This window comes from Pseudomonas anuradhapurensis (assembly GCF_014269225.2).
Taxonomy (GTDB): domain Bacteria; phylum Pseudomonadota; class Gammaproteobacteria; order Pseudomonadales; family Pseudomonadaceae; genus Aquipseudomonas; species Aquipseudomonas anuradhapurensis.
In genome coordinates this window covers 955,091-976,702 of the sequence record NZ_CP077097.1, presented here as the reverse complement: position 1 = coordinate 976,702, position 21,612 = coordinate 955,091, and the positions used below count along the sequence as shown (strand labels likewise).

Annotated in this window: 24 protein-coding genes; 1 reads left to right on the top strand and 23 read right to left on the bottom strand. The window is 63.5% G+C overall.

The genetic code is table 11. From position 1 onward, the window contains the following. Positions 1-102: 102 nt before the first annotated feature. The 21 genes from HU763_RS04535 to trmJ all read right to left on the bottom strand — a co-directional run bounded on the left by HU763_RS04535 (position 103) and on the right by trmJ (position 18,847). Positions 103-894, bottom strand: coding sequence for an amidohydrolase (locus HU763_RS04535; RefSeq protein WP_186686255.1), 792 nt, complete (start codon positions 892-894; stop codon positions 103-105). Then, a complete protein-coding gene (locus HU763_RS04530; protein ID WP_186686256.1) occupies positions 882-2,030 on the bottom strand; it encodes a pyridoxal phosphate-dependent aminotransferase in 1,149 nt (382 codons plus the stop codon). The genes HU763_RS04535 and HU763_RS04530 overlap by 13 nt, the downstream gene beginning before the upstream one ends. A gap of 210 nt (positions 2,031-2,240) precedes the next feature. Further along, complete coding sequence (gene der, locus HU763_RS04525; protein ID WP_170028356.1) at positions 2,241-3,707, bottom strand: ribosome biogenesis GTPase Der; 1,467 nt, start codon at positions 3,705-3,707, stop codon at positions 2,241-2,243. 117 nt (positions 3,708-3,824) lie between these two features. Beyond that, positions 3,825-4,967 carry an outer membrane protein assembly factor BamB gene (bamB, locus tag HU763_RS04520; RefSeq protein WP_170028355.1) on the bottom strand — a complete coding sequence of 381 codons (1,143 nt, stop codon included), beginning with the start codon at positions 4,965-4,967 and terminating at the stop codon, positions 3,825-3,827. Then, the gene (locus tag HU763_RS04515) at positions 4,968-5,606 is read right to left on the bottom strand and encodes a tetratricopeptide repeat protein (RefSeq protein WP_186686258.1); all 639 of its coding nucleotides are present in this window, start codon (positions 5,604-5,606) and stop codon (positions 4,968-4,970) included. A 39-nt stretch (positions 5,607-5,645) separates the two neighbouring features. Then, the gene (gene hisS, locus HU763_RS04510) at positions 5,646-6,935 is read right to left on the bottom strand and encodes a histidine--tRNA ligase (RefSeq protein ID WP_186686260.1); all 1,290 of its coding nucleotides are present in this window, start codon (positions 6,933-6,935) and stop codon (positions 5,646-5,648) included. Between the two features lie 24 nt (positions 6,936-6,959). Then, positions 6,960-8,069, bottom strand: coding sequence for a flavodoxin-dependent (E)-4-hydroxy-3-methylbut-2-enyl-diphosphate synthase (ispG, locus tag HU763_RS04505; RefSeq protein ID WP_038408727.1), 1,110 nt, complete (start codon positions 8,067-8,069; stop codon positions 6,960-6,962). Positions 8,070-8,072: 3 nt separating this feature from the next. Further along, positions 8,073-9,131: a RodZ domain-containing protein gene (locus tag HU763_RS04500; protein WP_186686263.1), complete on the bottom strand. Its 1,059-nt coding sequence runs from the start codon at positions 9,129-9,131 to the stop codon at positions 8,073-8,075. Continuing rightward, positions 9,128-9,889: a type IV pilus biogenesis/stability protein PilW gene (pilW, locus tag HU763_RS04495; protein WP_186686265.1), complete on the bottom strand. Its 762-nt coding sequence runs from the start codon at positions 9,887-9,889 to the stop codon at positions 9,128-9,130. The genes HU763_RS04500 and pilW overlap by 4 nt, the downstream gene beginning before the upstream one ends. Positions 9,890-9,903: 14 nt before the next feature. Then, entirely contained in the window at positions 9,904-11,049 is a 1,146-nt protein-coding gene (rlmN, locus tag HU763_RS04490; protein WP_170028351.1) for a dual-specificity RNA methyltransferase RlmN, read from the bottom strand. Positions 11,050-11,073: 24 nt separating this feature from the next. Then, positions 11,074-11,505 carry a nucleoside-diphosphate kinase gene (gene ndk, locus HU763_RS04485; protein WP_023382208.1) on the bottom strand — a complete coding sequence of 144 codons (432 nt, stop codon included), beginning with the start codon at positions 11,503-11,505 and terminating at the stop codon, positions 11,074-11,076. A gap of 89 nt (positions 11,506-11,594) precedes the next feature. Further along, positions 11,595-11,795, bottom strand: a complete 201-nt coding sequence (gene iscX / locus HU763_RS04480; protein ID WP_110699949.1) for a Fe-S cluster assembly protein IscX — start codon at positions 11,793-11,795, stop codon at positions 11,595-11,597. Between the two features lie 10 nt (positions 11,796-11,805). After that, a complete protein-coding gene (fdx, locus tag HU763_RS04475; protein ID WP_186686267.1) occupies positions 11,806-12,147 on the bottom strand; it encodes an ISC system 2Fe-2S type ferredoxin in 342 nt (113 codons plus the stop codon). Between the two features lie 3 nt (positions 12,148-12,150). Continuing rightward, positions 12,151-14,013, bottom strand: coding sequence for a Fe-S protein assembly chaperone HscA (gene hscA, locus HU763_RS04470; protein WP_186686269.1), 1,863 nt, complete (start codon positions 14,011-14,013; stop codon positions 12,151-12,153). A 42-nt stretch (positions 14,014-14,055) separates the two neighbouring features. After that, positions 14,056-14,577: a co-chaperone HscB gene (gene hscB, locus HU763_RS04465; RefSeq protein ID WP_186686271.1), complete on the bottom strand. Its 522-nt coding sequence runs from the start codon at positions 14,575-14,577 to the stop codon at positions 14,056-14,058. An 8-nt stretch (positions 14,578-14,585) separates the two neighbouring features. Next, positions 14,586-14,909: an iron-sulfur cluster assembly protein IscA gene (gene iscA / locus HU763_RS04460; protein ID WP_170028347.1), complete on the bottom strand. Its 324-nt coding sequence runs from the start codon at positions 14,907-14,909 to the stop codon at positions 14,586-14,588. 28 nt (positions 14,910-14,937) lie between these two features. Further along, on the bottom strand, positions 14,938-15,324 hold the full coding sequence (iscU, locus tag HU763_RS04455; protein WP_003248539.1) for a Fe-S cluster assembly scaffold IscU: 387 nt from the start codon (positions 15,322-15,324) through the stop codon (positions 14,938-14,940). 46 nt (positions 15,325-15,370) lie between these two features. After that, positions 15,371-16,585 (bottom strand): IscS subfamily cysteine desulfurase, encoded by a 1,215-nt coding sequence (locus tag HU763_RS04450; protein WP_170028346.1) that lies wholly within the window; start codon positions 16,583-16,585, stop codon positions 15,371-15,373. Positions 16,586-16,631: 46 nt separating this feature from the next. Then, a complete protein-coding gene (gene iscR / locus HU763_RS04445; RefSeq protein WP_186686273.1) occupies positions 16,632-17,123 on the bottom strand; it encodes a Fe-S cluster assembly transcriptional regulator IscR in 492 nt (163 codons plus the stop codon). A 179-nt stretch (positions 17,124-17,302) separates the two neighbouring features. Beyond that, positions 17,303-18,088: a serine O-acetyltransferase gene (cysE, locus tag HU763_RS04440; RefSeq protein ID WP_186686275.1), complete on the bottom strand. Its 786-nt coding sequence runs from the start codon at positions 18,086-18,088 to the stop codon at positions 17,303-17,305. Between the two features lie 3 nt (positions 18,089-18,091). Continuing rightward, entirely contained in the window at positions 18,092-18,847 is a 756-nt protein-coding gene (gene trmJ / locus HU763_RS04435; protein WP_186686278.1) for a tRNA (cytosine(32)/uridine(32)-2'-O)-methyltransferase TrmJ, read from the bottom strand. Between the two features lie 151 nt (positions 18,848-18,998). Between trmJ and suhB the strand changes: the two genes are divergently transcribed. Then, a complete protein-coding gene (gene suhB, locus HU763_RS04430; protein ID WP_186686281.1) occupies positions 18,999-19,817 on the top strand; it encodes a type III secretion system regulator SuhB in 819 nt (272 codons plus the stop codon). 218 nt (positions 19,818-20,035) lie between these two features. Here suhB and HU763_RS04425 read toward each other — a convergent pair whose 3' ends face one another. Together HU763_RS04425 and secF are read right to left on the bottom strand one after the other, a co-directional pair. Beyond that, positions 20,036-20,578, bottom strand: coding sequence for a glycine zipper 2TM domain-containing protein (locus HU763_RS04425; RefSeq protein WP_170028342.1), 543 nt, complete (start codon positions 20,576-20,578; stop codon positions 20,036-20,038). A gap of 118 nt (positions 20,579-20,696) precedes the next feature. Then, positions 20,697-21,605 (bottom strand): protein translocase subunit SecF, encoded by a 909-nt coding sequence (gene secF / locus HU763_RS04420; protein ID WP_170028341.1) that lies wholly within the window; start codon positions 21,603-21,605, stop codon positions 20,697-20,699. Between the last annotated feature and the right edge of the window lie 7 nt (positions 21,606-21,612).

Sequence of the window (21,612 nt, the reverse complement as noted above, 5' to 3'; positions counted from 1 at the left end):
CCGCAAAGCGGCCCCGGCAATCTTCGCATCGCCACCAGAACCCTGGGGCCGCTCTGCGGCCCTTCGCGACACAAGGCCGCTCCTACAGGGGCCAGTGGCAGCTCAACGGAGTTCGAAGGTATCGGCATCCAGGTTGGCCGGGAACTTGGCCCGGTACGCCGCCAGTTCCGCCGCGCTCAATACGGCGGTGAACACCCCGTCCGCCTCCCCGGCACTGAGCAGGCTCTCGCCTTGGAAGTCCAGCACCTGGCTGTCGCCAGAATAGGCGAAGCCCTTGCCATCGGTGCCTACCCGGTTCACCGCCGCCACATAGCACAGGTTCTCGATGCCCCGTGCCGGCAACAGGCGGTTCCAGTGCTGGCGCCGCGCAGCCGGCCAGTTGGCGGTGTACAGCAGCAGGTCGGTGTCCTGGGCATCGCGGCTCCACACCGGGAAGCGCAGGTCGTAGCAGATCAGCGGGCGAATCCGCCAGCCTTTGAGCTCGAACTGCACCTGGCGCTCGCCCGGGGTGTAGTGCTTGTGCTCACCGGCCATGCGGAACAGGTGGCGCTTGTCGTAGTGCAGGATCTCGCCATCCGGCCGTGCCCACAGCAGGCGGTTACGGTGGCTGCCATCGGCGGCCTGGATGATCACGCTGCCGGTGACAACCGCGTTGCACTTCTTCGCCTGGGCCTTCAACCATTTGTAGGTCGGGCCATTCTCAGGCTCGCACAGGCTCTCCGACTGCATCGAGAAACCGGTGGTGAACATTTCCGGCAGAATCACCAGGTCCACCTCGCCGACCTGCGCCAGCAGCTCCTCGAAGTGCGCATAGTTGGCCTCGCGGTCGTGCCAGGCCAGGGTGGTTTGCACCAGGGCGACTTTCAGGTTGGGCAGTGTGCTCAGATCGCGCATAGTCTTTCCGCTGCCTGACGCAGCGTCTCCTCTCGTTTGGCAAAGCACAGGCGGACCAGGCGTTGCTCGGGGATGGGCTGCTGGTAGAACACCGACACCGGGATGCTCGCCACTCCGTGCTCACGGGTCAGCCACAGTGCCATGTCGACATCGTTCAGGTCCGGGCGGATCTGCGAATAGTCCACCAGCTGGAAATAGGTACCCGCCGTGCGGGTGAAACGAAACCGCGAGCCGTCCAGCAAACCGCAGAACAGGTCGCGCTTGGCCTGGTAGAAGGCAGGCAATTGATCGATATGCTCGGGATGCTCGGCCATGAACTCGGCCAAGGCGCACTGCAGCGGCGTCACCCCGCAGAAGTTGACGTACTGGTGCACCTTGCGCAGCTCGGCGCTCAGCGCCGGCGGCGCGATCACATAACCGGTCTTCCAGCCGGTAACGTGATAGGTCTTGCCGAACGAGCTGACCACGAAAGCGCGCGAGTACAGCTGCTCATGGGCCAGTACGCTGGCATGGCGCACACCGTCATAGACCAGATGTTCGTACACTTCATCGCTGATCAGGTGGATATCGCGGCCGGCGATCAGCTGCGCCAGCTGGTCCAGGTCTGCGCGAGTGATCAGCGCACCGCTGGGATTGTGCGGCGAGTTGAGGATGACCATGCGCGTGCGCGGGCTGAGCGCATCGGCGAACTGCTGCCAGTCGATACGGAAGTCGCCATCGCTCAGGCGCACATGCACGCAACGGCCACCGGCCAGTTCCACGGACGGTTCGTAGCTGTCATAGCACGGGTCGAAGACGATCACCTCGTCGCCAGCGTGGACCAGCGCCTGGATGGCACAGAAAATCGCCTCGGTGGCACCGGGGGTGATGGTCACTTCCTGGTCGGCATCCACCTGTGCACCGTATAGCCGCGCGACCTTGGCCGCCACCTGCTGGCGCAACGCCGGCAGGCCGGTCATCGGTGAATACTGGTTATGCCCGGCAGCCACATGCCGGCCCACTGCATCGAGCAGCGCCTGCGGGCCATTGAAGTCGGGGAAGCCTTGCGACAGGTTGAGCGCACCGGTCTGCGCGGCGAGCTGGGACATGCTGGTGAAGATGGTCGTGCCGACATTCGGCAGTTTGCTGCGGATCATGAAGCCCTCTTTCCTGGGGTGTATCCGGCACGGGTTGGAGTCCGAGCATAGCGGATCGAGCGGTCAGGAAAAAGGTTGAAACGCTGGGGGCATTGCGCTGGGTCAAAGGGCGATTCGCGGGCTTGCCCGCTCCCACAGGTACTGCACGTAGCTCAAGGGTCGTACCGTATCTGTGGGAGCGGGCAAGCCCGCGAAGAAGCTGACGCGGAATCAGCGTTTCTTGTCGCGACGCTTCTTCTCGGCCTTCTTGTGGTGCGACATCAGGCGGCGTTTCTTGTTGACCTGACGATCGGTGAGGGTGTTCTTCTTGCCCTCGTACGGGTTCTCACCGCCCTTGTATTCGATGCGAATCGGCGTACCGACCAGTTTCAGCACGCGGCGGTAGGTGTTTTCCAGGTAACGCGAGTACGACTTCGGAATCTTGTCGGTCTGGTTACCGTGGATCACGATCAGCGGCGGGTTGGCACCACCGAGGTGGGCATAGCGCAGCTTGATGCGGCGGCCATTGACCAGCGGCGGCTGGTGCTCGCTCACGGCATCTTCGAGGATTTGCGTCAGGCGGCTGGTCGGCCAACGGGTCACGGCCGACTTGAACGCGGCCTGCACCGACTTGTACAGGTGGCCTACGCCGGTGCCGTGCAGGGCGGAGATGAAGTGAATGTCGGCGAAGTCGACGAAGAACAGCCGGCGCTCCAGCTCGGTCTTCACGTAGTCGCGTTCGCCCGGCTCCATGCCGTCCCACTTGTTCAGGGCAATGACAATGGCGCGGCCGGCTTCCAGGGCGAAGCCCAGCAGGTTCAGGTCATGGTCCACCACGCCTTCGCGGGCATCCATGACGAAGATCACCACGTTGGCGTCCTTGATCGCCTGCAGCGTCTTCACCACCGAGAACTTCTCGACTTCCTCGTGGATCTTGCCGCGCTTGCGTACGCCGGCGGTGTCGATGAAGGTGTACTTCTCGTCATCGCGCTCGAACGGGATGTAGATGCTGTCGCGGGTGGTGCCCGGCTGGTCGTACACCACCACGCGCTCTTCGCCGAGCATGCGGTTGACCAGGGTCGACTTGCCCACGTTGGGGCGGCCGATGATGGCGATCTTGATGCCGTCCTTCTCGCTCGGGCCAGGGATGCGCACCGCTTCTTCGCCTTCGGCGACTTCGGCGTCCAGCGCTTCCTCGACCTGGTCGCGCGGCAGGTGGCCGAGCACGGCCTCCATCAACGCATTGATACCACGGCCCTGGGAGCCCGCCACCGGAATGGCATTGCCCATGCCCAGCGGCGAGAACTCGGCGCGGGCGACATCGGCATCGATGTTGTCGATCTTGTTGGCAACCAGGATCGCTTCCTTGTTCCGCTTGCGCAGGTGCTCGGCGATCATCTGGTCAGCAGCGGTCATGCCGGCACGGGCATCGACCAGGAACAGCACATAGTCGGCTTCTTCGATGGCCATGAGCGACTGCTCGGCCATTTTCTCGTCCATGCCCACTTCGTCACCGGTGATACCACCGGTGTCGATCAGGATGAAGGAACGACCCTGCCAGCTGGCATCACCGTACTGGCGGTCACGGGTCAGGCCCGACAGGTCACCAACGATGGCATCGCGGGTCTTGGTCAGGCGGTTGAACATGGTGGATTTGCCGACGTTCGGGCGGCCCACCAGGGCGATTACGGGAACCATTCGGCTCTCCACTCTTGAATTCTTGAAAATGCAAAGGCCGCTGCAAGGCAGCGGCCGGAGTTCGGGCGGCGTGTCCTACGCCGCGGCTTGAAGCCCGCCAAGGCTTCAAGCATAGCTTCAGCGGATGGTCAGTGCCTCGAGCTTGCCGCTGTTGCCAAAGACGTAGATGGTGTCGCCGACCACGAGTGGGCGGGCACGCAGGCCATCGCTGTCGATACGCTCACGGCCGACGAAGCGGCCATCGACCTGGCTCAGCAGGTGCAGGTAGCCCTCGAAGTCACCCACCGCCACGTAGCTGGAGAACACTTCCGGCGCGGTCAGCTGGCGACGCGCCATGGTGTCGTTGCTCCACAGCGCGCTGGAAGAGCGTTCATCCACGCTTTCGACAGTGCCGGAAGCTTCGCTGACGTAGACGTTGCCGAAGCCCTGGGCGACACCCACGTAGCTGGAGGCATCACGCTGCCACAGCACCCGGCCGCTTTCCAGGTCCAGGCCCGCGACGCGGCCCTGGTAGGTGCTGACGTACAGGGTACCACCCGACAGCAGCAGGCCGCCGTCGATATCGACCACACGGTCCAGCTCGGAACGGCCTTGCGGAATCGCCACACGGCTTTCCCACACCGGCACACCGTTGTTGATGTCTACCGCCACCACCTTGCCGGTGGACAGGCCGGCGACGGCCAGGCGGTTGGTGACGATCGGCGCACCGGTGCCACGCAGGGTCAGCACGGCCGGGCTGTTCTCGTAGATCCAGCGGCGGTCACCGGTAGCGGCATCCAGGCCGATCAGGCGATCGTCCTGGGTCTGCACGACCACCACATCACCATTGTTGGCAGGCGGGGCCAGCACTTCGCTGGTCACCCGGGAGCGCCAGCGCTCCTCGCCAGTGCTGGAGTCCAGGGCAATCACTTCACCCTTGAGGGTACCCAGCATGACCAGGCCATAGCCGACGCCGACAGCACCGGAAACCGGCAGCTCGAGGTCCTTCTTCCACACCACGTCGCCGGTGATGCGGTCGAGGGCGAAGACTTCGCCATTGACGTCGGAGGCGTAGATGCGGTCGTTTTCGATGGCCGGCACCAGGGTGTTGTAGGTTTCGCCCTGGCCGTCACCGATCGAACGGCTCCACTGCTTCTTCAGCACCACTTCCTCGGTGAACTTGGTCAGCTCGGCCGGGGGCAGTTCCTTCTTGCTGTTGCTGCTGCAACCCGCGGCCAGTACGGCCAGGGTCAGCACTGCTGCATGTTTCCAACCGATCACTTACGCGTCCCCTTTGGCCAAGTCATCCAGCTTCAATTGCAGGCCACCGACCGCCGCCTCATCGGACAACGCAGCCTTGGCTTTCTCGTAAGCACTGTGCGCGTCGTCGGCGCGACCCAGCTGCACCAGCAGGTCACCCTTCAACTCTTCACGGCTGGCCAGGAAGGCCTGGTCGGCATCCCCGTCGAGCAGCTTGAGGGCGTCCTCGGCCTTGTTCTGGGCAGCCAGTACGCGAGCCAGGCGCTGGCGTGCAATTTCGCCCAGGGTGGCATCGGCCGGCTTGTCCAGCACGCTTTTCAGCTCGGCAGCGGCGTCGTCGAGCTTGCCGCTCTCGACCGCGACCTTGGCCACGAACAGGCTGCCGTACTGGGCGTAGGCGGTACCGCCGAACTCGCTCTTGAGCTTGCCGGCCAGTTCCGCGACCTTGGTCGCGTCAGGCTGGCCAGTGGGCGTCAGGCTGGTTTCCAGCAAGGCCTGGTACAGCTGCGAGGCACCTTGCGACTGATTGTTCTGGTACTTGTGCCAGGTATTCCAGCCCAACACCACCACGCCAGCCAGCAGGGCACCGGTCAGCAGCGGCTTGCCGTTGCGGTTCCACCAGTCCTTGACCCCTGCCAGTTCATCATCGGTACTCGACACCCCAATACTCCTTTTCGCCTATTCGCTTGTTGAACCGCGTTACGCCTGCGCGATCGCGGTTTCCAGGTGCTCAGCCAGAGCATCCCAGGCAATGTTCTGTTGTTCGCCCTGCCCACGCAGGGGCTTGAAGCCGATCTCTTGCTTGGCCAGCTCGTCATCACCAAGGATCAGCGCGAACAGCGCGCCGCTCTTGTCGGCTTTCTTGAACTGGCTCTTGAAGCTGCCGCCACCGGCGTTGACCGCCAGGCGCAGGCCCGGCAGGCGGTCGCGCAGGCCCTCGGACAAGCGCAGGCCTGCCAGTTCGGCCGGTTCGCCGAAGGCGCAGAGGTAGACGTCGATCTGTCGGCTGATGGACTCGGGCACCTTGCCCAGGGTTTCCAGCAGCAGGATCAGGCGCTCGATACCCATGGCGAAACCGACGCCCGGGGTCGGTTTGCCGCCCATCTGCTCGACCAGGCCGTCGTAGCGGCCACCAGCGCAGACCGTGCCCTGGGCGCCGAGCTTGTCGGTCACCCACTCGAACACGGTCTTGCTGTAGTAGTCCAGGCCACGCACCAGCTTGGTGTTGATCACGAACGGGATACCGGCAGCGTCCAGGCGGGCCTTGAGGCCCTCGAAGTGCACGCGCGATTCTTCGTCCAGGTAGTCTTCCAGCTTCGGCGCGCCAACCAGCACCGCCTGGGTGTTCTGGTCCTTGCTGTCGAGGATGCGCAGCGGGTTGCTCTTGAGCCGGCGCTGGCTGTCTTCATCCAGCTGCTCCAGGCGTGCCGAGAGGAACTCGACCAGCGCATCGCGGTAACGCGCACGGGCTTCGCTGGTGCCCAGGCTGTTGAGCTCCAGCTTGACCGCGTCCTGGATGCCCAGCAGGCCCCACAGGCGCCAGGTCAGCATGATCAGCTCGGCGTCGATGTCCGGGCCGTCCAGGTTGAACACTTCCACGCCAATCTGGTGGAACTGGCGGTAACGGCCTTTCTGCGGGCGCTCGTGGCGGAACATCTGGCCGATGTACCACAGTTTCTGTACCTGGCCGTTGCCGGTGATGCCATGCTCGAGCACGGCACGCACACAGGCAGCAGTACCTTCTGGACGCAGGGTCAGCGAATCGCCGTTGCGGTCCTCGAAGGTGTACATCTCTTTTTCGACGATGTCGGTCACTTCACCGATGGAGCGCTTGAACAGCTCGGTGAACTCGACGATCGGCGTGCGGATCTGGCTGTACCCGTAGGTATCCAGCAGGCCGGCCACGGTGCCTTCGAAGTAGCGCCACAACGGCGACTGTTCAGGCAGGATGTCGTTCATGCCACGGATGGCTTGCAGCGATTTGCTCACGAAAAGTCCTTACGAATTCGGGTGTCAGCCACGGACGATCAGCGCCGCGTCGGCTTCGGCCTTTTCGGCCGCTTTCTGGCGAATGAGCTTTTCCAGCTCGTCGACCAGGTTGTCGTTGGTCAGCTTCTGCGCCGGCTTGCCGTCGATGTAGACCAGGTTCGGCGTACCGCCGGTCAGCCCCACATGGGACTCCTTGGCTTCGCCCGGGCCGTTGACCACGCAACCGATCACCGCCACGTCCAGCGGTACCAACAGGTCTTCCAGGCGCCCTTCCAGCTCGTTCATGGTCTTGACCACATCGAAGTTCTGCCGCGAGCAGCTAGGGCAGGCGATGAAGTTGATGCCACGCGAGCGCAGGTGCAGCGACTTGAGGATGTCGTAGCCGACCTTCACTTCTTCGACCGGGTCGGCCGCCAGCGAGATACGGATGGTATCGCCAATGCCTTCGGCCAGCAGCATACCGAGGCCGACAGCGGATTTCACCGTGCCGGAACGCAGGCCACCGGCTTCGGTGATGCCCAGGTGCAGCGGCTGCACGATCTGCTTGGCCAACAGGCGGTAGGCTTCGACGGCCATGAACACGTCGGAGGCCTTGACGCTGACCTTGAAGTCCTGGAAGTCCAGGCGGTCGAGGTGCTCGACGTGGCGCAGCGCCGACTCGACCAGCGCAGCCGGGGTCGGTTCGCCATACTTCTTCTGCAGGTCCTTCTCCAGGGAGCCGGCGTTGACGCCGATACGGATCGGGATGCCACGGTCGCGGGCCGCATCGACCACCGCGCGCACGCGGTCTTCACGGCCGATGTTGCCCGGGTTGATACGCAGGCAGTCGACGCCCAGTTCGGCTACGCGCAGGGCGATCTTGTAGTCGAAGTGAATGTCGGCAACCAGCGGCACGCTGACCTGCTGCTTGATGCGGCCGAACGCCTCGGCGGCGTCCATGTCCGGCACCGAGACCCGCACGATGTCCACGCCGGCATCGACCAGGCGCTGGATCTGCGCCACGGTGGCGGCCACATCGTTGGTGTCGGTGTTGGTCATGCTCTGCACCGCGATGGGCGCATCACCACCCACAGGCACATTGCCGACCCAGATTTTGCGGGATTCGCGACGTTTGATCGGAGATTCGCCGTGCATGACTTACTGTCCCAACTTCAGGCGAGCGGTTTCGCCACTGGTGAACGGGGCAACATCGACGGCCTGGCCGTTGTAGCTGACCTGGGCGCCACGGGCAAAGCCCAGGCGTACCGCGAACGGCGGCTTGCCGGTCAGCTCGAGGTTGTCCCCCTTGCGCTTGATGGCGCTGAACAGCACCTTGCCATTGCCGTCGCTGACCTGGGTCCAGCAATCGGCGCTGAACTGGATGGCCACCTTGCCACTGCCGGCCGGCACTTCGGCGGGCACGGCGGGCGTGGCAGGCTCGGCGGCGGCTACGGTCGCCGCCGGGGCGCTCGGAGCAGCCGCCGGGGCCGGAGCAACCGGCGCTGCCGGCGCAGGCGCCACCACCGGTGCACTGACCGCAGGCTGCGCCGGAGCCGGCTGCGCGGGCGCCGGGGCAGGTGCTGCGGCAGCGGCGGCGGCGGGGCTTGCCGGGGCCTGTTCGGCGACAGCGGCGGGCTGCCCGCTAGCGCCCTGCTCCAGCGGCAGCGGCGCGCTCTCGGGCTGCTGGCCAGCCGAAACGGCCTGGTCTTCAGGCTCATCGAGCGGGTGAATCTGGGTGGTACCGTCGGCGCTCTCGACTTCGACGTGTTCCAGGGCGATCTTGGCCAGGTCCTTGCCACGCAGGCTGCCCTGGTCCTGCCACCAGACAAAGCCGCCACCGACCACGGCCACCAGCAACAGCAGGCTGACGCCACGCAGGATGTTGTGCGACAGGCGCACCGGCTCTTCGATACGGCCCAGCGAGTGCACGTCGCTGCCTTTGGCGTGGGTACCGGTGTAGCGGTCGAAGGCATCTACCAGGGCGGCCTGGTCCAGCTCCATCAGCTTGGCATAGGCGCGGATGTAGCCACGGGCAAACGTATGCCCGGGCAGCTTGTCGAAGGCGCCGGTTTCCACGTGGTTCAACGAACTGACAGTGAGGTTGAGCTTGCGGGCCACCTCGGCTTGTGACCAGTCCCGGTTCTCACGGGCCTGACGCAAAAGCTCACCGGGGTTCTGGCCAGGCGCTACGGCTACTTCGGGATGCGCGGCTTTCATCGTTGCTCCGACAGGTATTGCTGATATTCCGGCGTACCGGGATAAAGTCGTTGTAATTGCTGACCCAGCTCGGCCAGTTTGCCCTGCTCGTCGAACACCCTGGCAAGGCGGCTGCCCAGCAGCAGGCTACGGGCATCGTGTTCGCTCAGCTGGCTGAAACGATCGTAGTAGTCCCGGGCCGGCACATAATGCCTGTTTTCGTAGGACAACTCAGCCATTTCCAACAACGCTTTCGGTTGCCGCTGGTTGAGTTGCAAAGCTTTCAGCAAATAGGCGTGCGCCTGGTCGCGGCGCTCGAGCTTCAGGGCAGTCAGGCCCAGGTTCTCGTAAACGCGTGAACGCTCAGGATACAGGGTATCGGCGCTGGCCAGGCGAAACATCTGCTCGGCCTCGGCAAATCGTCCCCGAGCATAAAGGAAACTGCCGTAATTGTTGCGAATTCGCGTGTCGCCAGGGCGCGCCTGCAGTGCCTTGCGGTAGTGGCTTTCGGCCATTTCGGCCTCGCCTTCGGCCTGCAGCACCAGCGCCAGGGCGGCATGCGCATCGGCGTCGTCGTTGTCCAGGGCCAAGGCCTTGCCCAGCGGCGCCTTGGCCTGCTCGGTCAAACCTTGTTGCAAATAGCCCAGGCCAAGCTGCACATAAGCCCGCCCTGCCTCTGCCCTGCCCTGGCGGCTGGCCAGGGGGTCGCCCGCGCCGCCCGACACGCAGCCGGCCAGCAGCGAAAGCGCAAGGATCGACAGCGCGGCGCGCAGGCTCATGGGCAAGGTCCCGGTCAGTGCTGCGCAGCGCTGTCTTGCAGGTCGGCGTCCGCAGAAAGCTGGCGCACAGCGATATAGCGCTCGCTGCGGCGGGTGCGGTCGTTGACCTGGCCAACCAGCTGGCCGCAGGCGGCGTCGATGTCATCACCACGGGTAGTACGGGTAGTGACGTTGAAGCCACCGTGGTGCAACAGGTCCTGGAAGCGGCGGATAGCGTTGTTGCTCGGCCGCTCGTAGCCCGAATGCGGGAACGGGTTGAACGGGATCAGGTTGATCTTGCACGGCACGTCGCGCAGCAGCTCGATCATTTGCGCAGCGTGCTCGGGCTGGTCGTTGACGTCCTTGAGCAGGGTGTACTCGATGGTCAGCACGCGTTTGCCACCCAGGGTGGACATATAGCCCATGCACGATTCCAGCAGCATCTTCAGCGGGTACTTCTTGTTGATCGGTACCAGCTTGTTGCGCAGTTCGTCGTTCGGCGCGTGCAGCGACAGGGCCAGCGACACGTCGATATGCTTGGCCAACTCGTCGATCATCGGCACCACGCCTGATGTCGAGAGGGTGACGCGACGCTTGGAAATGCCATAGCCGAGATCTTCCATCATGATCTTCATGGCGGCGATGACATTGTCGAAATTCAGCAGGGGTTCGCCCATGCCCATCATGACCACGTTGGTAATGGCGCGGTCGATCTTGGCCGGAACGGTCCCGAAGGATTTGTTGGCAAGCCAAACCTGGCCGATCACTTCGGCGGCGGTGAGGTTGCTGTTGAAGCCTTGCTTGCCGGTGGAGCAGAAGCTGCAATCCAGGGCACAGCCGGCTTGCGACGAGACACACAGGGTGCCGCGGTCGTCGGTGGGGATGTAGACGGTTTCGACGCAGCTGCCGGAAGCAACGCGCACCACCCACTTGCGGGTGCCGTCGGCGGAAATGTCTTCACTGACCACTTCCGGGCCCCGAATCTCGGCAACGGCCTCGAGCTTTTCGCGCAAGGCCTTGCCGACATTGGTCATGGCGGCGAAATCGTCGACGCCATAGTGGTGAATCCATTTCATGACCTGACCGGCACGAAAACGCTTCTCTCCGATCGACTCGAAGAATTTTTCCATTTCCTGCAGGGTCAGGCCCAACAGGTTGATCTTGCCAGTCATGTCACTCATGGAATCACCCAAGACCTGCTTCGCTTAGCGAATGCGGTCGCACAGCTCGGTAGCGGAGAAGAAGTAAGCGATTTCGCGGGCAGCCGAAGCTTCCGAGTCGGAACCGTGAACGGCGTTCTCGTCGATGGAAACGGCGAAGTCAGCACGGATGGTGCCGGCAGCAGCTTCTTTCGGGTTGGTGGCGCCCATCAGCTCGCGGTTGGCCAGAACGGCGTTTTCGCCTTCCAGAACCTGAACGATGACCGGGCCGGAAGTCATGAAGGCAACCAGGTCAGCGAAGAAGCCGCGCTCTTTGTGCTCGGCGTAGAAGCCTTCGGCTTCGGCTTTGGACAGCTGCTTCATTTTCGAAGCGACGACGCGCAGGCCGGCTTTCTCGAAACGAGTGGTGATCTCGCCGATGACGTTCTTGGCGACGGCGTCAGGCTTGATGATGGAGAAAGTACGTTGAACAGCCATGGAAAACTCCAGAAAAATGAGTGTTGCGAAAAATTAAACCCGCGAATTATACGCGGGTTCCAGGGGATTGCCTAACCTGCAGGTCGCGTTCAGTCGGCTTCGTCGATCCAGGCCGCCTGGATGGCCTCGAGCACCTTCTCACCGCCGCGTGACGGATCGTCGCTGAATTCTGGCAAGGCCAGCACCCAACGGTGCAGATCGACGAAATTCACATAACGAGGATCGACGTCAGGCTTGCTTTCTGCAAGCTGGATGGCGATCTCAAGTACATCAATCCATTTCAGGCTCATGGAACAAACCTCAGTGCGGCGCTTCGGCGGCGTGGTTGAGCGAATACTTGGGGATTTCGATGACCAGGTCCTGGTCAGCGACGACCACCTGGCAGCCGAGCCGCGATTGAGCCTCCAGGCCCCAGGCCTTGTCCAGCATGTCCTCTTCCAGCTCGTCGGCTTCTTGCAGCGAGTCGAAGCCCTTGCGCACGATGCAATGGCAGGTGGTGCAGGCCTTGACGCCGCCGCAGGCGCTTTCCATCTCGATGTGATGGTCGTGGGCCAGCTCCAGGATGTTGGTCCCGGGCTCAACCTCCACAGTCAGCCCGTCGGGGCAGAATTTCTCGTGCGGCAGGAATGTCACCAGCGGCATCGGTTACTCCTCGATCTCATTCAGGTTGCGCCCGGCCAGTGCGGCTTTGACCGTCGAATCAAGGCGACGGGCGGCAAATGCGTCGGTCACCTGCGACAGACGCTTGGTCTGTTGCTCGATGGCAGCGCCATCGGTGCCGGCCAGCAAATCACGTAGTTCTTGCATCTGGAATTCGATGGCTTCGCGTTCGTCACTGCTGAGCAGGCGTTCGCCATCGGCGTCCAGGGCGCCCTGTACCGCTTCGAGCAGGCGTTCACCGTCCACCTGGTGCTCGCGCAACTGGCGGGCCTGCTTGTCGGAACCTGCGTGTTCGAAGGAATCCTTGAGCATGCGGGCAATTTCGCCGTCGGTCAGGCCGTAGGACGGCTTGACCTGGATGCTGGCTTCCACGCCCGAACCCAGCTCGCGGGCAGCCACGCTGAGCAGGCCGTCGGCGTCGACCTGGAAGGTGACGCGGATCTTTGCCGCACCGGCGACCATGGCCGGAATGCCGCGCAGCTCGAAACGCGCCAGCGAGCGGCAGTCGCTGATCAGCTCGCGCTCACCTTGCAGCACATGGATCATCATGGCCGTCTGGCCATCCTTGTAGGTGGTGAACTCCTGGGCCCGCGCCACCGGAATGGTGGTGTTGCGCGGGATCACCTTCTCCATCAGCCCGCCCATGGTCTCGAGGCCAAGCGACAGCGGGATGACATCGAGCAGCAGCAGTTCGCCACCCTCACGGCGGTTGCCGGCCAGGGTATCGGCCTGGATCGCGGCACCGATGGCCACTACCTGGTCAGGGTCGATCGAGGTCAGCGGGGTGCGCCCGAACAACGCGCCCACCGCTTCGCGCACACGCGGCACGCGGGTCGAGCCACCGACCATGACCACGGCGCTGACTTCCTCCAGCTCGATGCCGCTGTCGCGCACGGCGCGGCGGCAGGCCTTGAGGCTGCGGGCGACCAGCGGTTCGATCATGGCTTCGAAAGCGGCACGGCTGAGCTCGCCCTGCCAGGCGCCATGGCGGACACTGACCACGTCAACGTCGGTCAGGGCTTCCTTGGCGGCACAGGCGGTTTGCAGCAATGCGCGCTGGGTGGCGGGATCCAGGTCGGACGACAGGCCGGCCTGCTCGATGATCCAGCCGGCAATCGCGTGATCGAAGTCGTCTCCACCCAGGGCGGTATCGCCACCGGTGGCCAGCACTTCGAACACGCCGGCGGTCAGGCGCAGAATGGAAATATCGAAGGTGCCACCACCCAGGTCATAGATGGCCACCACGCCCTCGGCGTTCTGGTCCAGGCCATAGGCCACGGCGGCCGCGGTCGGCTCGTTGAGCAGGCGCAGCACATTGAGGCCGGCCAGGCGCGCAGCGTCCTTGGTGGCCTGGCGCTGGGCGTCGTCGAAATAGGCCGGCACGGTGATCACCGCGCCCACCAGCTCACCACCCAGGGTGGCTTCGGCACGCTCGCGCAGCACCTTGAGGATGTCGGCGGACACTTCAACCGGGCTCTTCGGCCCCTGTATGGTATCGATGAACGGCATGTGCGATTCACCGCCAACGAAGCGATAGGGCAGCTGCTCGCCCAATTGCTTGACGTCGGCCAGGCCGCGCCCCATCAGGCGCTTGACCGACAGCACGGTGTTCAGCGGGTCGCTGGAGGCAGCGTCACGCGCAGCCTGCCCCACTTCGTTGCGCCCTTCGAGGTAGCGCACCGCGGACGGCAGAATGACGTTGCCCTGCGCGTCGGGCAGGGGCTCGCTACGGCCGCTGCGCAGAGCGGCGACCAGGGAGTTGGTGGTACCCAGGTCGATCCCCACCGCCAGGCGGCGCTGATGCGGCTGAGGGCTTTGACCGGGTTCGGCAATCTGCAGTAGGGCCATGCTTATCTGAATACCTTAGGTGCCATCACGGGCAGCACCGGGTTAGTCGTCGAGGCGCTCTTCCAGTTGGCGCACTTCTTGGGCGAGCTTGTCGAGGAATTGCATGCGGCGCATCAGGCGCTCTGCCTTATCGCGCTCGCCCGGGGCGTCCCAGCAGGCGGCAAAATCCTCGTTCAGCGTGTCCTGGGCGACCTTCAGGCGCTTCTTGAACACACCGACACCGTCAAGGTCGGCTTCGTCGTGCAGCTCTTCGAGCTCCTCGCGCCACTGCATCTGCTGCAACAGGAAGTCCGGGTCATGGACCGTGACTTCCTGGGGCACTTCGTGGCCGCTGATGGCCAGCAGGTAGCGGGCGCGACGCGGCGCACTGCGCAGGGTCTGGTAGGCGTCGTTGAGAGCTGCGGACTTTTCCAGGGCTACGCGCTGCTCGCGCTCGGAGGCATCGGCAAAGCGGTCGGGATGGACTTCGCGGGCCAACTCGCGATAGCGAGTGGCCAGCTTGTCGAGATCCAGACGGAAGCCTGGCTGGAGGTCAAACAATGCGAAATGACAAGGAGTACCCACAGCCAGCCTCAAACGTTGAAGCTTTCGCCGCAGCCACACTCACCGCGCACGTTGGGGTTGTTGAACTTGAAGCCTTCGTTCAACCCTTCCTTGACGAAGTCCAGCTCGGTGCCGTCGAGGTAGACCAGGCTCTTGGGATCGATGATCACCTTGACGCCATGGTTCTCGAACACCTGGTCTTCCTCCGCCAGTTCGTCGACGAACTCCAGCACGTAGGCCAGGCCCGAGCAACCGGTGGTGCGCACGCCCAGGCGAATGCCTTCACCCTTGCCGCGCCCTTCCAGGGAACGCCGCACGTGGTTGGCGGCGGCTTCTGTCATGCTGATAGCCATCTGCACTCCTTACCTCGCAACAGGCGACTTAGATCAAGCCTTTCTTCTGCTTGTAATCGCGTACCGCTGCCTTGATGGCATCTTCGGCGAGTACCGAGCAGTGGATCTTGACCGGCGGCAACGCCAGTTCTTCGGCCAGCTGGGTGTTCTTGATGGTTTCGGCTTCGTCCAGGGTCTTGCCCTTCATCCACTCGGTGGCGAGGGAGCTGGAAGCGATGGCCGAACCGCAGCCATAGGTCTTGAACTTGGCGTCTTCGATCACGCCCTGTTCGTTGACCTTGATCTGCAGGCGCATCACGTCACCGCAGGCCGGGGCGCCGACCATGCCGGTGCCGACGTCCGGGTCTTCGGCATTCATCTTGCCGACGTTGCGCGGGTTTTCGTAGTGGTCGATGACCTTTTCACTGTATGCCATGGTGCAATTCCTTCCTCATCAGGGAGCCGCTCTTGCCGGCGACTGCTTAGTGGGCGGCCCACTCGATCTTGGAGATGTCAACGCCGTCTTTGTACATGTCCCACAGCGGCGACAGCTCACGCAGTTTGTTCACTGCCTCGCAGACCTTCTGCGCGGCGTAGTCGACTTCTTCTTCGGTGGTGAAACGGCCGAAGGAGAAGCGGATCGAGCTGTGCGCCAGCTCGTCGTTGCGGCCCAGGGCGCGCAGTACGTACGACGGCTCGAGCGACGCGGAGGTGCATGCCGAACCGGACGATACGGCGATGTCCTTCAGCGACATCAGCAGAGATTCGCCTTCGACGTAGTTGAAGCTCAGGTTCAGGTTGTGCGGTACGCGGGCGGTCTGGCTGCCGTTGACGTACAGCTCTTCCAGGTTGGAAACCTGCTTGAAGAAGCGCTCGCTCAGGCCCTTGATGCGCGCGTTTTCAGCGGCCATTTCCTGCTTGGCGATGGCGAAGGCTTCGCCCATGCCGACGATCTGGTGGGTCGGCAGGGTGCCCGAACGCATGCCGCGCTCATGACCACCGCCGTGGATGATGGCTTCCAGGCGCACACGCGGCTTGCGGCTGACGTACAGCGCGCCGATACCCTTGGGGCCATAGACCTTGTGCGCCGAGAACGACATCAGGTCGACCTTCAGCTTCTGCAGGTCGATTTCGACCTTGCCGGCCGACTGCGCGGCATCGACGTGGAACAGCACGCCGCGCGAGCGGGTCAGTTCACCGATGGCGGCGATGTCGTTGATCGAGCCGACTTCGTTGTTCACGTGCATCAGCGAGACCAGGATGGTGTCGTCACGCAGCGCCGCCTCGACCATGGCCGGGGTGACGATGCCGTCTTCGCCCGGCTCCAGGTAGGTGACTTCGAACCCTTCACGCTCCAGCTGGCGAGCAGTGTCCAGCACCGCCTTGTGCTCGATCTTGGAGGTGATGATGTGCTTGCCCTTGGTCTGATAGAAGTGCGCGACACCTTTCAGTGCGAGGTTGTCGGACTCGGTGGCACCGCTGGTCCAGACGATTTCGCGCGGATCGGCATTGATCAGTTCGGCAACCTGACGGCGACCGTTCTCGACCGCTTCCTCGGCCTTCCAGCCGAAGACATGGGAGCGCGAAGCCGGGTTACCGAAGTTCCCGTCGACCAGCAGGCACTCGGCCATCTTCTGGGCCACGCGTGGGTCGACCGGGGTGGTCGCGGAGTAATCGAGGTAGATCGGCAACTTCATTTGTCTCTCCTATCAGGCGGTGGCGTCGCTCGTCGTCCCAAGGGGATCAATCGACGGCGGACGTCTCAATCTTGTCCAGCTGGGCGGCTCGGCCTGCGACACGACGCAGGTCCTGGCGCTGGGCGACTTCCTGCACCTCACGGCGCATGACGAGGTCGGCCAGGCTGATGCCACTGAGGAATTCATGGATCTGCTGGCTGAGGTCGCACCACAGGTGGTGGGTCAGGCAGGTATCACCGGCATGGCAGTCCCCGAGGCCCTGGCAGCGGGTGGCATCGACCGATTCGTTGACCGCATCGATGACCTGGGCCACCCGGATGGTTTCCATGCCCCGCGACAGCTGGTAGCCACCGCCTGGACCGCGCACGCTGGAAACCAGGCTGCTGCGGCGCAGCTTGGCGAACAGCTGCTCCAGATAAGAGAGGGAAATGCCCTGGCGCTCGGAAATGTCGGCCAAAGACACCGGCCCATGCTGCGCGTGCAACGCCAGGTCGAGCATGGCGGTCACGGCGTATCGGCCTTTGGTAGTCAGTCGCATGGCTATTGGGTACCACGGGAGTTTCGGGATGTGTGCGAGTATGCGATTCCCGAGCATTTAAGTCAACTATTAGACCTAGTGCTTTAGTCGGGTTTGCATCGGGGAGGCGGGCGCGATTGTAGCAGACCAGGGGCGTGAGCACACGCCCCGTATGTCACGGCACCGCGGGCACGGCGCAATCAATGCGGCTGGGTGTCGCGCTGGGCCACCTGGGCGACATCCTTGAAGTCATCTTCCGGCAGGGCCGGCAGCTCCTTGGCGCAATAATCGCTGCCCATCTTGGTCAGGGCGCCGCACATCCCCTCAAGCCGCTCGTCGACCGCTTGCAGGTGATCGAGCATCTGGCCGATGGCACGGGCCACCGGATCGGGCATGTCGCCGCTGACCCCGTAGGCATCGAAGCCGATCTTCTCGGCCATGGCCTTGCGCTTGGCCTCGACTTCAGTGTCTTCGCTCTTGACGATGATACGCCCCGGGATACCCACCGCCGTGGCGCCCGCCGGCACCGCCTTGGTCACCACCGCATTGGAGCCGATCTTGGCCCCGGCGCCGACGGTGAACGGGCCCAGCACCTTGGCCCCCGCCCCTACCACCACGCCGTTTTCCAGGGTCGGGTGGCGCTTGCCCTTGTTCCAGCTGGTGCCGCCCAGGGTCACCCCCTGGTACAGGGTGACATCATCGCCGATCTCGGCGGTTTCACCGATGACGATGCCCATGCCATGGTCAATGAAGAAGCGCCGGCCGATGGTGGCGCCGGGGTGGATCTCGATGCCGGTCAGCCAGCGCCCGAAGTTCGACACCAGGCGGGCCAGCCATTTGAAATCACGCTTCCACAGGGCATGGCCCAGGCGGTGCAGCCAGATGGCGTGCATGCCGGGGTAGCAGGTCAGCACCTCGAAGGCATTGCGCGCGGCCGGGTCGCGGTGGAATACGCTTTGAATATCTTCACGCAGGCGTTCGAACATCTGTCAGTCCTTCCGTTTATGCGGCTCGCCGCGGACCACTTTCTGGGTCTCGGTGAGGATGCCGCGCAAAATGCTCATTTCCGAACGTTCGACCGCGACCCGCCCATACAGCCGGCGCAGGCGCGGCATCAGGTGCTTGGGCTTTTCGGGGTCGAGGAAGCCGATACCGACCAGGGTCTTCTCCAGGTGGTCGTAGAACAGCTCCATTTCGTCCATGGTCGCCAGTTCGCTGGCGTCAACCTTGTCGACCTTGCCCGGCGCTTCGCCGGCCGCCAGCCAGGCCATGCGCACCTCGTAGGCGAGCACCTGGACAGCCGCAGCCAGGTTCAGCGAGCTGAAGTCGGGGCTGGAGGGAATGTGCACGTGGAAGTGACATCGCTGCAGTTCTTCGTTGGTCAGGCCGGCGTGCTCGCGCCCGAACACCAGGGCGATCTCCTCGCCGCCATTGGCATGCTCCACTGCCTTGGCTCCGCATTCACGTGGGCCGATCAGCGGCCAGGGGATGCTCCGCTCGCGGGCGCTGGTGCCCATCACCAGGTTGCAGCCGACCAGCGCCTGCTCCAGGCTGTCGACCACCTGGGCGCTGTCCAGCACATCGTCGGCCCCGGAGGCTCGGGCGCTTGCATCCACGGCGGGAAATTCTTTCGGCTGCACCAGCACCAGACGCGACAAGCCCATGTTTTTCATGGCTCGTGCAGCGCCGCCGATGTTGCCGGGGTGGCTGGTATTGACCAGAACAACACGAATATTTTGCAGCAAGGTGTTGTGCTCACAGATGCAGGAATCAGGGCTTCCGATCTTACAGAACCGACAGACGTAACGCCACGAAAGCAAATGTGACACTTCTGCCGCCAAAGATTTCTGCTAGAATGATCGGCTTTCTTCTTTAACATCTCCAGGTGACCCGCCCATGCAGCCTATGCTGAATATCGCCCTGCGCGCCGCTCGCAGCGCCAGTGAACTGATTTTCCGCTCCATCGAACGCCTGGATAGCATCAAGGTCGATGAGAAAGAGGCCAAGGACTACGTTTCCGAAGTCGATCGCGCCGCCGAGCAGAGCATCGTCAACGCCCTGCGCAAGGCCTACCCGAACCACTCCATCCAGGGCGAGGAAACCGGCCTGCACGTGGGTAGTGGCGAAGAAGGCAAGGACTACCTGTGGATCATCGACCCGCTGGACGGCACCACCAACTTCCTGCGTGGCATCCCACACTTCGCGGTCAGCATCGCCTGCAAATACCGTGGCCGCCTTGAGCACGCCGTAATCGTCGACCCGGTTCGCCAGGAAGAATTCACCGCCAGCCGTGGCCGTGGCGCCCAGCTCAATGGCCGCCGCCTGCGCGTCAGCTCGCGTACCAGCCTCGAAGGCGCCCTGCTGGGCACCGGCTTCCCGTTCCGTGACAGCCAGATGGCCGAGCTGGACAACTACCTGGGTATGTTCCGCGCGCTGACCGGCCAGACCGCCGGCATCCGCCGCGCCGGCTCCGCCAGCCTGGACCTGGCCTACGTTGCCGCTGGCCGTTTCGACGCCTTCTGGGAGTCGGGCCTGTCCGAGTGGGACATGGCGGCCGGCGTGCTGCTGATCCAGGAAGCGGGCGGCCTGGTCAGCGACTTCAACGGTGGCCATGACTTCCTCGAGAAAGGCCATATCGTTGCTGGCAACATCAAGTGCTTCAAGGCGGTGCTGACCGCCATCCAGCCGCACCTGCCAGAAAGCATGAAGCGCTAAGCGCGAATTGCAGATACGAAAAAGCACCCCGCGGGGTGCTTTTTTTGTGCCTGTACCCATATCCCAGGGCTTTCGCGATCCGTGTAGGAGCGGCCTTGTGTCGCGAAAGGGGTGCGAAGCGCCCCCACGATCTGTGCCATATCAGAGATTGTCGGGGCTGCTTCGCACCCCTTTCGCGACACAAGGCCGCTCCTACAAAGAGCAGACCGCGCCGGGACTTATTGCCCGGCTTCGCTGAGGATCAGCTTGCCATTCTTGTCCACCGGAATGGTCGAACCAGGCTCGTGATCCATCTTCACCTGCCCTACCTGATCGCCGATGGTGTACTTGACGTTGTAGCCCACCACCTTCTCGCTGATGTCATTGACCGTGTTGCAGCGGGTTTGCGTGGTCGTGTAGGTATCACGCTCCTGCATGCCTTCCTGCACCTTGTTACCGGCATAACCGCCACCGACCGCACCGGCCACGGTGGCAATCTTCTTGCCGGTACCACCGCCGATCTGGTTACCCAGCAGGCCACCGGCAATGGCACCCACCACGGTACCGGCGATCTGGTGCTGGTCCTTGACCGGCGCCTGGCGCGTCACGGTGACGTCCTTGCAGACCTCACGCGGGGTTTTTACCTGTTGTTTGATCGGTTGCACGTCGGTGACCTGCGCATACTCAGGCCCCTTGTTGACCAAGCTGTAGGTCGCGACAGCACCTCCGGCAGTCACACCGACAGCACCCAGTACCGCACCCACCAGCATTGATTTGTTCACATGAACCTCCTGATCATACCCGCGGGTCCGACCCGCCTTCTCCCAGCCTTGGAGCGAAAAAAAAGGCGCAAGTTCAACACTTGCGCCTTTTGGGCCGCCGGGCGGCATGCAGCATGCCTTATGGACGGTCGTCGACACCGTCGGTCTTGGCCGGCGGGATCAGGTCTTCACTGTTCAGGTTCAGCCAGATCAGCACCACGTTGGCGATGTAGATCGACGAGTAGGTACCGGCCATGACGCCAATGAACAGCGCCAGCGAGAAGCCGAACAGGTTGTCACCACCGAAGAACAGCAGCGCGGCAATCGCCAGCAAGGTCGAAACCGAGGTGGCAACGGTGCGCAGCAGGGTCTGCGTGGTGGAAACGTTGATGTTCTCGATCAGCGAGGCCTTGCGCATGACCCGGAAGTTCTCGCGCACCCGGTCGAACACGACGATGGTGTCGTTCAGCGAATAGCCGATGATCGCCAGCACCGCTGCCAGCACGGTCAGGTCGAAGGTGATCTGGAAGAACGACAGGATACCCAGGGTCACCACCACGTCGTGGATCAGCGAGACGATCGCGCCCACGGCGAACTTCCACTGGAAGCGGAAGGCCAGGTAGATGAGGATGCCACCGAGGGCCAGCAGCATGCCCAGGCCACCCTGGTCGCGCAGCTCTTCACCCACTTGCGGGCCGACGAACTCGACCCGCTTGACCGTGGCCGGGTTGTCGCCACCAGCCTTCTGCAAGGCCTCGGCGACCTTGGTGCCCAACTGCGGGTCATCGCCCGGCATGCGCACCAGCAGGTCGGTGGTGGCGCCGAAGCTCTGCACCACTGCCTCGTGGAAGCCGGAACCGACCAGCTCGGTGCGCACCGCCTCAAGGTCGGCCGGGCGCTCGTAGGTCAGCTCGATCAGCGTACCGCCAGTGAAGTCCAGGCCGAAGTTCAGGCCCTTGTGCCACCAGCTGAACAGCGCCAGCACAGTGAGGAGCAAGGTAATGGCGAACGCGACATTGCGCACGCCCATGAAGTTGATGGTTTTCATCGCAGCT